The 13,921-nt window shown below is 31.8% G+C and carries 9 protein-coding genes; 4 read left to right on the top strand and 5 right to left on the bottom strand.

The genetic code is table 11. The features are described 5' to 3' along the window. The 4 genes from bglX to AC2H4K_RS05025 all read left to right on the top strand — a co-directional run bounded on the left by bglX (position 1) and on the right by AC2H4K_RS05025 (position 5,066). A complete protein-coding gene (bglX, locus tag AC2H4K_RS05040) occupies positions 1 to 2,319 on the top strand; it encodes a beta-glucosidase BglX (RefSeq protein WP_281138694.1) in 2,319 nt (772 codons plus the stop codon). After that, entirely contained in the window at positions 2,301 to 3,065 is a 765-nt protein-coding gene (locus AC2H4K_RS05035) for a glycoside hydrolase family 16 protein (protein ID WP_281138693.1), read from the top strand. The genes bglX and AC2H4K_RS05035 overlap by 19 nt, the downstream gene beginning before the upstream one ends. Positions 3,066 to 3,091: 26 nt before the next feature. Then, positions 3,092 to 3,994 carry a T9SS type A sorting domain-containing protein gene (locus AC2H4K_RS05030; protein ID WP_281138692.1) on the top strand — a complete coding sequence of 301 codons (903 nt, stop codon included), beginning with the start codon at positions 3,092 to 3,094 and terminating at the stop codon, positions 3,992 to 3,994. A 73-nt stretch (positions 3,995 to 4,067) separates the two neighbouring features. Then, the gene (locus AC2H4K_RS05025) at positions 4,068 to 5,066 is read left to right on the top strand and encodes a LacI family DNA-binding transcriptional regulator (protein WP_281138691.1); all 999 of its coding nucleotides are present in this window, start codon (positions 4,068 to 4,070) and stop codon (positions 5,064 to 5,066) included. A gap of 13 nt (positions 5,067 to 5,079) precedes the next feature. Here AC2H4K_RS05025 and AC2H4K_RS05020 read toward each other — a convergent pair whose 3' ends face one another. From AC2H4K_RS05020 to AC2H4K_RS05000, 5 genes are all read right to left on the bottom strand, one after another. After that, complete coding sequence (locus AC2H4K_RS05020) at positions 5,080 to 7,044, bottom strand: DUF3857 domain-containing protein (protein ID WP_281138690.1); 1,965 nt, start codon at positions 7,042 to 7,044, stop codon at positions 5,080 to 5,082. 17 nt (positions 7,045 to 7,061) lie between these two features. Beyond that, positions 7,062 to 9,017 (bottom strand): DUF3857 domain-containing protein, encoded by a 1,956-nt coding sequence (locus AC2H4K_RS05015; RefSeq protein ID WP_281138689.1) that lies wholly within the window; start codon positions 9,015 to 9,017, stop codon positions 7,062 to 7,064. Further along, positions 8,992 to 12,282: a tetratricopeptide repeat protein gene (locus AC2H4K_RS05010; RefSeq protein WP_493742938.1), complete on the bottom strand. Its 3,291-nt coding sequence runs from the start codon at positions 12,280 to 12,282 to the stop codon at positions 8,992 to 8,994. Before AC2H4K_RS05010 ends, AC2H4K_RS05015 begins: the two co-directional genes overlap by 26 nt. Before the next feature lie 116 nt (positions 12,283 to 12,398). Continuing rightward, positions 12,399 to 12,584 (bottom strand): hypothetical protein, encoded by a 186-nt coding sequence (locus AC2H4K_RS05005; protein ID WP_493742937.1) that lies wholly within the window; start codon positions 12,582 to 12,584, stop codon positions 12,399 to 12,401. Positions 12,585 to 12,681: 97 nt separating this feature from the next. Continuing rightward, positions 12,682 to 13,917, bottom strand: coding sequence for a 3-deoxy-D-manno-octulosonic acid transferase (locus AC2H4K_RS05000; protein ID WP_281138686.1), 1,236 nt, complete (start codon positions 13,915 to 13,917; stop codon positions 12,682 to 12,684). Between the last annotated feature and the right edge of the window lie 4 nt (positions 13,918 to 13,921).

Here is a 13,921-nt window from a genome sequence, read left to right as displayed (position 1 = left end):
ATGAAATTCAGAAAGGAAATAATTATAATATTATTAGTGCTTGTAAGCCTATATTCATGTAATAAAAGTGATGATCGGTTAGCAGTATCTTCTAATAATAGTGATAATAAAAATGCTTTAATAGAAAGTAAAGTTGAAGACCTATTAAGCAAAATGACCTTAGAAGAAAAAATAGGTCAGATGAATCAGTATAATGGTTTTTGGGATTTAACTGGTCCAGCTCCTTCTGAAGGTGCAGGTGCTAAAAAGTATGAACATTTACGTAAAGGTTATGTTGGTTCAATGCTAAATGTTAGAGGTGTTGAGGACGTCATGGCTGTTCAAAAAATAGCTGTTGAAGAAACTAGACTTGGTATTCCGCTTATTATTGGTTTTGATGTTATTCATGGTTATGAAACCTTAAGTCCAATTCCACTTGCGGAATCTGCAAGTTGGGACTTAGAAGCTATAAAGAAATCTGCTGAGGTGGCGGCCGAAGAGGCTGCTGCTGCAGGTATCAACTGGACCTTTGCTCCAATGGTAGATATATCAAGAGATGCACGTTGGGGAAGAGTTATGGAAGGTGCAGGTGAAGATCCTTTTTTAGGTTCAAGAATTGCCGAAGCTAGAATTAAAGGTTTTCAAGGTGAAGATTTATCAGATCCTAAAACCATTGCCGCATGTGCTAAGCATTTTGCGGGTTATGGTTTTGCTGAGGCTGGTAGAGATTATAACACTGTAGATGTAGGGACTTCAACTTTATATAATACTATTCTTCCACCTTTTGAGGCATCAACAAGAATAGGTGTGAGAACGTTTATGAATTCATTTAATGAGTTAAACGGTATTCCTGCTACCGGAAATAAATTTCTTCAAAGAGATATTTTAAAAGACAAATGGAATTTTGATGGCTTTGTAGTGTCAGATTGGGGTTCAATTACCGAGATGATTGCTCACGGTCATGCCAAAGATGGTAAGCAGGCAGCTGAAATGGCTGCAAATGCTGGTTCGGATATGGATATGGAATCTTATTTGTATGTTGAAGAATTGGCAGGATTGGTTAAAGAAGGAAAAGTTGATGAAAAATTAATTACCGATGCCGCAAGACGAATTTTAAGAGTAAAATTTGAACTTGGTTTATTCGATGATCCTTACAAATATTGTGATTTAGATAGAGAAAAAGCAACATTAGGAAAGCAAGAATTTCATGATGCCGTTTTAGATGTGGCACAAAAATCCATTGTGTTATTGAAAAACGAAAACAATCTACTCCCTTTAAAAAAAGGTAATCAGAAAATAGCAGTAATTGGTGCTTTGGCAAATGATAAAACGAGTCCTTTAGGAAGTTGGAGAATTGCAGCCGAAGATGAGACAGCAGTATCTGTTCTTGAAGGATTGAAGCAGTATAATGGTAACGAGATTGTATATGCTAAAGGTGCAGATGTCTCAACAGGAGAAACTGTCTTTGCAAAAGAGTTAACCATAAACACTAAAGATAAATCCGGTTTTGCTGAGGCGAAATCAATAGCTAAAACAGCAGATGTTGTAATTATGGTTTTAGGAGAACATGGTTTTCAAACTGGTGAAGCCAGAAGTAGAACTGAAATAGATTTACCTGGTGTTCAGCAAGAGCTTTTGGAAGAAGTCTACTCAGTAAATAAAAACATAGTTTTAGTTCTCAATAACGGAAGACCATTAGCACTTCCTTGGGCAGATGAGCATGTTCCTGCAATAGTCGAAGCTTGGCAGTTAGGAACTCAAAGTGGTAATGCTATTGCAAAAGTACTTTATGGCGATTATAACCCAAGCGGAAAATTACCAATGAGCTTTCCTAGAAATGTTGGTCAGGTGCCAATTTATTATAACTACAAAAGTACAGGTAGACCAAATGAGCCAGCTCCAGGTGAAGTATTTTGGTCGCATTATACTGATCAGAGTAATACTCCATTGTATCCTTTTGGTCACGGTTTAAGTTATTCAAAATTCGAATATTCAGATTTAAGTGTTCAAGCTAATAATGTTGAAAAAACTGTAACAGTTTCTTTTAATCTAAAAAATGATAGTAAGCTTAAAGGAAAGGAAGTAGCACAACTGTATATCCAAGATTTGTTTGCAAGCGTTACAAGACCTGTAAGAGAATTAAAAGGATTTGAACTGGTAGAGCTAGAACCTGGTGAAGAAAAAAGAATTGAATTCGCACTCACAGAAGAGGAATTAGGCTTCTATGATAATGAAGGAAACTACACCATGGAACCTGGTGAATTTAAAGTATACGTTGGAGGAAGCTCAATTACAGTTTTAGAAGATAAATTCGATTTACAATGGGAAATAAGTCAATAATTGTAATCTTATTTATAACATCTTTTTTTTCTTGTAAAAAGGAAGAAGAGGTGTTGTTTTTTGAAAATTTTTCAGGAACAAGCTTAAATACATCTATCTGGAACTACGAACTAGGTGATGGTTGTCCAAACCTATGTGGTTGGGGAAACAATGAAAGACAAGTTTATACCAAGGAGAATGTACAAGTAAAGGATGGAAGCTTAATTATTACAGCTACTAAGGACTCTACGTCATACTTTTCAGGAAGAATAACAACTAAGAATAAATTTGAATTTCAGTATGGAACTATTGAGGCCAAAATGAAGTTGCCAGAAGGAAGTGGTCTATGGCCTGCGTTTTGGATGCTAGGTAGCAATATAAGTGAAGTTGGTTGGCCAAAGTCTGGTGAAATAGATATTATGGAATATGTAGGTAAAAAACCGCATGAAATCCATACCACTTTGCATACACAAGATAGTTACGGACAGTCTAAAAACACTAAAATTTCAACTATCGAAACTATAGAAGAAGGCTTTCATACATACAAAGCTAAGTGGACAGAAGAGAGCATTACCTTTTATATTGATGATAATGAAGTTTATGTTTTTAATCCTAAAGTAAAAGATGAAAACACTTGGCCATTTAATCAACCATTTTACATATTAGTAAATATGGCTATTGGAGGAAATTTTGGAGGACCAGAAGTTGATGACAATATATTTCCTAAACAATTTGAAATTGATTATATTAAGGTAGTAAAAAACTAAATATTAACACTTTAAACAACATGCTTATGAAGAAAATTACTTTTTTGTTTGTAATGCTATCATTGTCATTAGGGTTTTCGCAAACCGTAATAAATTTTGATGCAACAGCTTTTAGTCCAGATCCAACAGGTGTTGGTCTTGGATACATGAACGTTTTTGATAATCCAAAAAATGGTTCAGTAGGAGGGTATCTATTTGGAAGTAGTTGGGGAATTCCTGACCTTATCGTAGAATTGAATACGGGATCTAACACGATGACGCTAAAGCCAAATAGGATAGGTGATCCTGATCCTTATTGGCAAACAACAGGTGAGTTAGAAGGTAATAAGATTATGGATGCCAATTGTTATATCCAAGACGACGCATTAGTAGGAACAAATTTTAGTTTTACGGGAAATGTGGTTTCTAGTACTTTAGATGGTTCTAGTCTGAGTATTGACTTTGTTAAGATAGCTTTTATAAAAGTGTATTCAGCTGATTACTCATCAGTGTTGATAGAAGAAACAGTTTCTTTAGATACTACAGGTGATTTTACCTTATCAGTTGATGCTACAACTGTACCTGGAGATTCTCATGCTCAGTATGGTTTTCAGGTTGTTGGACCAAATATAAATTCAGATGCTAGTTTTGATACAGCATACGCTAATTTAGGAAGTGTTATTGTTCAACCTGCCAGTTTATCAATTAATGAAGTTAGTCTTACAAGTTTTAAGGTTTTTCCAAACCCTACAACTGGTAGTTGGACAATAGATTCTAATGATACAATAACATCTATTGAAGTCTTTGATATATTAGGTAAACAAGTTTTAGAGTTAAATCCTAATTCAAAAAATGTTGCTATAGAGGCTGGTAATTTGGTAGATGGAGTGTATTTGGCTAAAATTAATTCTTCTAAAGAATCTAAAACAATCAAATTAATAAAAAACTAGTTTGAATTTTTTTTAAAGCAAAATTAAAGGGCGTATATTATACGCTCTTTTTTATTTTAAAATAAATTGAAAAATGACAACACTTAAGGAGTTAGCTTCGATTTTAAATATTTCTGTGTCAACAGTTTCCAAAGCTTTAAATGACAGTCATGAAATTAGTGAGACTACCAGAATTAGAGTAAAAGAATTGGCTGAAAAGCTAAATTATAAACCTAATAGGATAGCACAGCAACTTAAGACTAATAAAACAAAAACAGTTGGTGTCATTCTGCCAACCGTCACTAATCCTTTTTTTGCAGAAGTATTACACGGTATAGAAACAGCAGCCACAAACAATGATTACGATATTATCGTTTGTCTTTCTAACGAAACTTTAAATAAAGAAAAAAGAAGTTTAGAATTATTGTCTAACGGAAGTGTCGATGGTTTTATCATAGCTGTTGCAAGAGAGAGTCAGGTGGTTAAAGATACAAAGCACATACAAACGGTTTTAGATAGTAAAATTCCTGTTTTAATGTTTGATAGGGTTGTCAGTGATATTGAATGTGATAAAGTTGTTGTAGATGATTTTAAATCGGTTTATGAGGCTACAGAATATCTTATTAAGGAAGAGAAAAGAAAACAGATTCTTTTAGTGAGTAATATAGAAGAGCTTAGTGTAGGGAAACTTAGAATAAAAGGTTACGAAAAGGTAATTGAAGATAACGGCTTAACTCCGCAGATTCTTAAGTTGGCTAACGACCCTAATGTTCATGAAACTATCTATAACTATTTAAAAGAAAATTCAAATATAGATGCCATTGTTTCAATAGATCATATTACAGGAATCATAGCTATTAACATGGCTAAAAAACTTGGTAAAAAAGTACCTGAGGATATTTCTGTTATTGGTTTTGGTTATGAACACACCAACTTATTATCTAGCCCAAAAATATCCATTATCCATCAAAAGGCTCATAAAATAGGAGAGATGTCTATGAAGCTTTTGATAGATAATTTAAATAAAGAAGACCATAAGCAGCAAACTATAGTTGTTCCTAGCGAACTAAATTTGAGTGGGTCTACTAAATAGGATATTATAATCTTTATTCCTTTGTTAATACCAGCATTATCTTATTGAAGTCGGCAGCACTATTAATTACGCGTCTGTATTCCTCGTAGTGTTCTACAGGTATGGTATTTAATTTATAAAATTCGTCTGCGGTAATAGTTAGTATATTTCCTTCTAAAGTATAATTTGAAATAAAGCTCAAAAGCGTTTTTCCACTATCCTTATACTCGTTATCTATATTAATATCTTCTAGGTTTGCTACGCTGTAACCATCAGGTATCTGAACGGTAATTGTACGCTCATATCTACGCTGAAATTCGTTTTCAAGAGGTAGTTTTCGCTCATTTTCTTGGTATAATTCCATCTGAGGACCGATAAGGTCTCCCACTTTAAACAAGTATTTATTACCTGCTTTTTCCATAAAAGCTTCTGATGAAAATTTTATATTGAATATTAGAGGTTTACTGCCAAATAATTCAGGTTCACCATTGTCTATTGATGTGCTGGAAATTTCAATGTTATCATTTAGGTTTTTAGCATAACTTTCTACAATTTCCTCTTTTTTATCTGGTTTTATAATATCCATGAAAGGATGTAGGTACATGCCGTAATAACCAGACATATATTTTTTTAAATCTACATTTATAGTAGATAAATCCTCACTATCAAATTTAACATCGATTTCTAGTTTATCTATTGTTTCTTCAGCTTTAACTGGTTTTATCTTGCTTATTTTTCCTACTGCTGAAACAAAATCACCAACTGTTACCTGCTTAATAAACAATCCGTAATTATCAGTAAAATAACCTGGAGGAAAACCATAGCGCGATTCACCTTCGTTAGGAGCTAAATATTTCTTGGTTTTAGGGAAATACAATAAAATGTCTTGTAAAAAGATATTTGCCTCAAACTCTTTATCAAAACGCATAAACTCTTTACTACAGGTAAATACCATATCATGCTTAATACCTAACTGATTAAAAAGAGCAATGTATAGTTTAATTATTCCTGTACTGCTAGCAACCTTTTCTTCTAGAACATTATCTAAGTCCGATAATTTGTCATTTGAGTACTCAACAGCATAGATATTGGTTTTTATGTAATTTTCTATTCGTTTTATCTTTGTGTCAATATCATTTGTGTCCTCAATTTTAAGATCTCTAATAAATTTCTTTAAGGCGTTTTGAGTTTTTTTAGGTAATTCTGAATTGTAATAATCATAGACATTTTGTGCTACTAGTCCATAGGATGTTATATTCTTTGAATTACTAGCAGTATTCTCATCCAATGCATAGATTATAAATTGACGGTTAGCAGAAAATAAAGCTTGAGGCTCTTCTTCTATTTTACTGATTTCAGGAATTTTAAAAAACCAATGATTTTTATCTTGTATAACTGTGTCTACTTCAACTTCCTTTAAACCATTGTAGCTTTTGAACTTAAAAATTAGATTTGAAGGAGCAAACAAGTCGAATTCAACATTTTTCTTAATAAAGTCATCTTGAAAACTAATACGTTTTCCTTTATATGTAGGACTACGCTTAACAACATACATATATTCTATAAAGCTTCCTTTTTCAATACCTTCAAAAGCAAAATACTTATAGGTTCTTTTAGTTTCATCGTCAGTTGCTGTTAATATTTTAGAATCATCTAAATCTAGAACCTTCCCATTTGCTGTTATAACTCTAGCTTTATTTATTTTTAATTCAGAATCCGAATCATAAGGTAAGTAAATCTTGTTGTAACTTTCAATAGCATCATCAGAGTTTAGAAAAAGGACTTTATGTTCTAAGTAATATTCCACAAAGTCAGAGTTCTCCGTAAAGCTGAATTCAGTTACAGTTTTCTCCTTGACAGAGACAAGGTCTTTGTCTGATAATGAGCTAGAATCATAACTTGGCTTATTTTCCCAATCGTAACTTTCATAGAATTCTTGAGCTGAAACTGTTGTGGTACTAATGAATAAGAATACAAAGGCGATATAAATTGATTTCATATTTTGTTTAGATATTTTTAGATAGATTTTTTTAGGACAACGGTTTCTTGATATTGTTTTTCTACTTTTTTAATGGCAGCATTAACAATTTTTTGATTTTCAGGTGTAAGGAAAAGAAAATCCATTGTAAGTTCTTGAGTATACTTTATGGTATTACCACTTTTGGTGTAAGAAATTTTACAACTAAAAAAGTCATTGGATAGTTCAAAATTTTCAGGAAGATATTCGGCTATATAGTTTTCAGGTATTTCTAAACTGTTTTCATAGAAATAATAACTTTTATATTTAAACTCTATATCGTTCTCTCTGTCATCATCAGATTTAAAATGAGAGATTTGTCTATCGAGATTTAAATTGATATATATTTCGTCTCCAAGCTCTTTTGCATAGTCGTTAATATTGAAGTTATAAGTGATTTTGAAATCATTATCGTAATTATACTTGTCATGCTCAATAAAATCATCAATCAAAAATTTATTACTTCCTTTTTGCAATTTTCTAATATAATACTCCTTGATATCTTTTTCTGTATTGTAAGATTCTAACTGATTATAAAAGTCAATTTTATAATACCCAGAAAGTGCTGTTTCAGCACTACCTTTTAAGGAGTTGTTATCTAAAGTTAAATTAGTCTTTTCTAAATAAGAATTAGTTTTTGGTGACATTACAGGAACAACCTCAATTCTAAACTTTCCTTCTCCATCTCCAATTAAAGCTTCCTTTCCTTGTATAAATGAAGAAGGCATTTCTAATGGTAAATATCTCCCTGTGGCATCTAAAAAGTATGTTTTACCATTCTCATGATACGACAATATCATATGATTGTCTACCATTGGTGTTGGTAATTCAGAGTAAGAATAAGGTATGGTGCGTGTGCCAATCCAAGTAAGATTTCCTTTTAATCCTGCAACTTTTAGCATTTCTGATAGAATACTAGAGTTGTCTTTACAGTCTCCGTATTTTTTATTGAAAACATCATTAGCCTCTCTTGGAATAAAACCGCCTAAAGCATATTCAAAATCTATATACTTTATATTTTTTTGAGTCCAATAATAAATAGCTCTGACTTTTTCTAAATCAGTTTTACAATCTTTAGTAATTGTATTGACTAAATTTACCAATTCGGTGTCAGTAGGCTGAATATTAACGTCCTTAATCATTGAGTAATACCAATTGTATAAATCTGACACATCACCAAGAACTTTTATTTCATTATTTTTTGTTTTGTATGAAGTGATTATAGGAACAATATGTGGTAGAACTTTTTTATAAGTTGGTACAGAACTTTCATACTTTATTTCATCTACATCATTAATTTCCCAAGTGTAAATGGTTTTACCTCTTTTTTCTTCTTTATTGAATTTTATCTGGTAGTTTTCGGTATTGAACTCTTGAAACTTAAAATTAACATTGCTATCAGCTGTAAGTGTTACTTTTTTATTTTTGATAGGATAGAAGCTACCAAAGAAAATAGGGCTTAAAAAACGTGGGTTTTTAACAACTTCAGTGTATTCAAGCTTTGTTTTTCCGCCTTCCTCTAAATTTGGGTAGATAAAATTTAAGGATTTGGTATCATCATGAAATGAATTTTCAAGTTCATCTTTTTCTATAAAATCTTTTACTTCTGTTGGTCTATATTTTCCTTTTTTAAAATTATATGAAGTTGCAGTAACGGATTCGAGTTCAAAAAAAGAAGAAAAGTCCAAGGATTTCTTTGAACCATAGATGGCAGATTCATCTAGAAATAAGTCTTCTTCAACAAATTGTTGTTTTATGGCTAATTCATCATTTTCTAACTCTACTAGAATATTAATTTCGTCCAAAATTCTGATCATTGAGGATTCAGGATATTTTTCTTTTAGAGTTTGAAATTCTTTTGAGAATTCTTGGGCATTAATATTTGAGAATGTATTAATGCTAATTATAATAACGAGTATTTTAAAGAAATTACTCTGCTTTATATATTGAACCATTATGATAATATTCTTTTTTTGTTAATTTTCCGTTTTCATCATACAGTTTACGTTCACCGTGCCTTTCTCCATTTTTATAATGTAGAATTTCTTTAGGTTTGCCATTAGGATAGTTTTTTATCACTTCACCATCTAGTTCGTCTAAATAGTAGTTGTATTTGTTTTTAACGGTTCCGTCTTTGTAGTAATCCGTATATTCACCATTATACTTGTCATCGACATATTGTAACTCGCTTTCTAATTGGCCTGAATAATAATAGGCTTTGTACTTTCCTGTCAGCTGTCCATTTTTGTACTCCATTGTTCGAGACGGTTTGCCGTTATCATAGTAAGCTGTAATTTTTCCGGTTCCATTATTTAGAGGTATCATTTCTTTTTCAGAACCTTTATCATCGTTATAGGTGTAACCAATTAATGTGCCATGATTGTAAACTCTAATAAGCTGTAAGTTTCCATCTATGTCATAAAACGATCTTCCACCATGAATTTCCCCATCTATGTAAGTCATTTTATTATCAACGTTTCCGTTTTCAAAATAAGATATGGATTCTCCGTGTTTTGTACCGTATTGATAATTGTATTCGTCTTCTACTTTACCGTTTTCGTAATAACGTAAAGATTTTCCGTTTTCGTTACCGTTAAGGTAGGTTTCTTTATAAAAGATATCACCATTTGGGAAATACCAAACCCAATCTCCATGCATTCTATTGTTTAAATAAGATCCTTTTACGTAGATTTTACCATCGATAAAATATTCGGTGTATTTACCATGTTTTAGACCATTTAAGTAATCTATTTCGCTTTTTTTTCTACCGTCTAAATGTTTTACGATTAAAGTGTATTTGTTTTTAGCATTGAGGTAATCTATTGTTTGATTTATCTCATTATTATGGTTATAAATGATTTCTTTAATCAGCTCATCGAATTTATAGACGAATTCCTTTTCTAATTTTCCATCAACACCAAAATATTGCTGAGTACCATGATATTCACCTTTGTGATAAAAGATTATAGAACTTAAGGAACCATCAATGTTATAATACCTCCACTCACCATGTTGGCTACCATCTTTGTACCAACCTTGGGTTTGAAGTTTTTTATTTTCAAAAAATGCTTGATAATATCCTGAAGGTATACCGTTTTCATATTCTGAAATGCTAGAGGTTTTACCATTAAGATGATAACCTGTATGTGTGCCTATGGCTAAATCATCTTCGTAATTTCCTTCTTCTGATAAAATACCGTTAACATCATAAAATTTCCATTTACCCATTTTACCACCTTTTATGTCATAGTCACCTTCAGACATAATATTTCCGTTTGGATAAAATCCTTTAAAATGAAACTTACCACCACGTTTACGATTTTCAGTGATAATTCCACCTTCTTTATTAAAGTATTTATAGTTTATGATTTCTCCTCTTTTGTACTCAAACTCATAATAAGGTTTTCCATCGGTATCATAAGCTTTATACAACTCTGATAGTTTTCCTTCGTCATAATGGAATTCTGATTCTAAAGTACCATCAGGATAGTATGTTTTCCAATCACTATCATAATTACCATCTACACATTGACCTTTTTGGCTAATTTGGCCGTTGTCGTGATATAAGGTATAGGAGCCATTTAGTAGACCGTCAACATACGAGATTTCAGATGATTTTTGCTTGTTCCAATAGTATTTGGTTTCGGTGCCATTACGTTCTCCATTTTTAAATTCTATATTAGAATACAAGTCGCCAAAGGCATAAAATTCTTTGGCATTATTTAAAATTTTACCATTGCTGTAGTCAATATCAAACTCAGGAATAGACTCGCCAACATCAAAATAAGCAATGTATTTTCCTTCTAATGAATCGGATTTAAAATATTTTTTTTGCTTTAATGCTCCTGTTTTCAAATAAAATAAATATTCACCATCTAACTTACTGTCTTTATAACTTGTTTGAATGTAAGGTTTCCCGTTTTCATACCATGACTTATTTACACCATTAGCAGTGCCTTTGTCATAGGTTATGGTCTCTTTTGTGTTACCATTGGTATAAAACCACTCCCAGGCACCATCTCTTTCACCTTCGTTATTATAACTGCCTTTTCCGGTAATCTCACCGTTAGTTCCATAGAATATCCAGTCTCCAACAGAGACATCATCAATGAGTTTACCTTCTGCTTGAAGTACCTGTTCTGAGTAATAAAAGTTTGTATCCTTTTCTTCATTATTTAGGCTCTTGTTTTGAGGCGACATGATTTCAAAATATTTATTTATCATTGCCCCTAAAAAAGTGGTAATATCATCGGTTTTTTTTGAAACTATCTTTTGATACTTTTCATTTTTTATACTGTAATTTATAGTGTATGTAAATTCATCAAATAAATTGTTGTCACTAATCCATTTGAATAAAGGAACATAATATCGATCCCAGAAATCTCCATTTCCTTCAAAATTAGATAGCTGTTCTAGCATTGCGTGATTTTGTCTTACAACTGCTATTTCAACGGGATTGTCAACTTCGTATTTGTTGTTTAACGCAATTCTATTGTCTAGTATTAAATCAATATCTTCGAATGCCTCATCATCTTCAGAAATAGTTACATCTTCATAGGGCTCATTTTCATTTTTGCTAGATATGGCTTCGTTTAAATAATTTAATAAGGCAAACGCTTGTTCTGAATCAGGTTCTACCAGTAATGCCATATTATAACACATTAATGCTTGTGTAGTAAGTTGCTGTTTATAGCATAAATTACCCAAGTATAGATGAGCGTTTCTATGAAAAGGACTAATAGAGATTGCTTTTTTAAGTGCTTCAACAGCTTTAGGTACATTTTCTAGAGCAACATAGCAAGTAGCTTTATTAAACCACAATTTAGGATTGGCAGGAAAAGTTTTTAAGGCTTCATCATAAGTTTCTATAGCTTCATTGTAGCGTTCTAGACTTTTTAGAGAAACCCCTTTGTTAATCATAAAATATAGCTTAGCGTTGTAATCACAGTCTAACTCTAGGGCTTCGTTGGTGACCTTTAATGCATCTTCAAATTTTTCTTGTGCTATTAGGTAGTAGGATTTTGTAGTAAGAATTGAGCAATAAGTAGAGTCGTTTTTGCTAATTGTATTTAGAGATTTTATAACTTCATCATACTTTTCTTCGGAAGCTAATTCTGATATTTTTTCTCGGACTTCGTCGAAGTCTACATATTTTATTTTTTCTTGGGCAGTTAGGGATAGACTAATAAGTAAAAATAGGAGCGATAATATTTTTTTCATGAAAGGTTGTATGTTAAGCGACTAATATATAGAAAGCTAACATAAAAAGGAATAAAAAAAGCCTGATTTTCATCAGGCTTTAATGTTTTATAACGAAAAGATTAACTTTTCACATATTAATGAGTTTCGCTGTCATCTCCGTCAATCTCATCAACGGCATCTTCAACGGCATCACCAGCTTCTTTTGTTTCTTCAACAGCATTGTCAATAGCCTCTTCTGTTTTTTCTTTTGTTTCTCTACAAGAAGTAATTGATAATCCTAAGAAAGCGATTAGAGCTAAACTTAATACAACTTTTTTCATAATGATAGTTTTAGTGTTAATTATGCTTATGTACTAAAATTACTAAATTCATTTTAAAATTTTAACATTTCAAGAATGAATTCATGGTACATTTCTACTATATACGAATAAAATCCAGAATTTGGATTACTGCACCTTTATTGTTTAGTATGAAGTTAGAGTTAATATCACCTTGAGTTTCTCGTTTTTCTGGGTTTTGAATAAGTTTATCCATAACAATTTTAAAATCTTCGGAACTTGCAACTGAAGAAATTCCTCCAAGTTCAATAAGTGACTTTGCCTCAGGAAATTTATCATAATTTTTTCCAATGATAATCGGAATACCAAACACAGCAGGTTCTAATACATTGTGTAATCCTGTTGTTCCTGCTGCACCACCAACATAAGCAATATCAGCATAACTATAAGCTCTACTGAGATAGCCTATGGTGTCTAATATAAATACATTAGATTCTGAAAGATTGTGCTTCTCCATTTCTGAAAAACAGGTAGATTTAGTCTTGATCTGTGATTTAAGAGAGGAAATATAGCTAGGTTTAATGTTATGAGGAGCAATAATAATTTTTAGATTTTGAAACTTTAAATGGTTGATGTAATCTATGTAAAGTTTATCGTCGTCAGGCCAAGTGCTTCCAAAGACAATACATAAATTATTTCCTTTAAAATCTTCAATAAAACCTACAGAATTATCAACTTTTAATTGGTTAGAAACCCTATCGAAACGTGTATCTCCAGATACAGAAACATTAGTGTAGTTTATGTTTTCTAGATGTTTTTTTGAACTTTCGTTTTGTGTAAAAATATGTTTAAAAGCAAACAAAGCGGATTTTGTATAGCTGCCATACCATTTAAAAAAACTTTGACTTTCTCTAAAGACTGCTGAAATAAGTATAGCGTTTAGGTTTCGGAGTTTTATTTCGTGTAAAAGATTTGGCCAAATCTCGTATTTTACAAAGATGATATAATTCGGATGAACCAGATCTAAGAAACGTTTAGCATTGGCTTTGGTATCTAAAGGTAGATAGACAACAACATCTGCAATTTTTGTGTTTTTTCTAACTTCATAACCAGATGGTGAAAAAAAAGACAAAACAACTTTGTAATCTGAATGCTTGACTTTTAAAGCTTCAAAAACAGGTAAGCCTTGTTCGTACTCGCCCAAGGAAGCACAATGAAACCAAAATGTTTTATCGTTTTTTGAAATTGCGGTTTCAAGTTTTTTAAATGTTTCCTTTCTGCCTAAAACTCCTTGCTTTAGTTTTGGATTAAAAAGTGCTAATAGCTTAACAATAAAACTTGCAATGTAAATTGCTATGGAGTAAAGTGTCTTCAATACC

The organism is Winogradskyella sp. 266wxhm (assembly GCF_058964685.1).
This window is presented reverse-complemented; position numbering and strand designations above follow the sequence as displayed.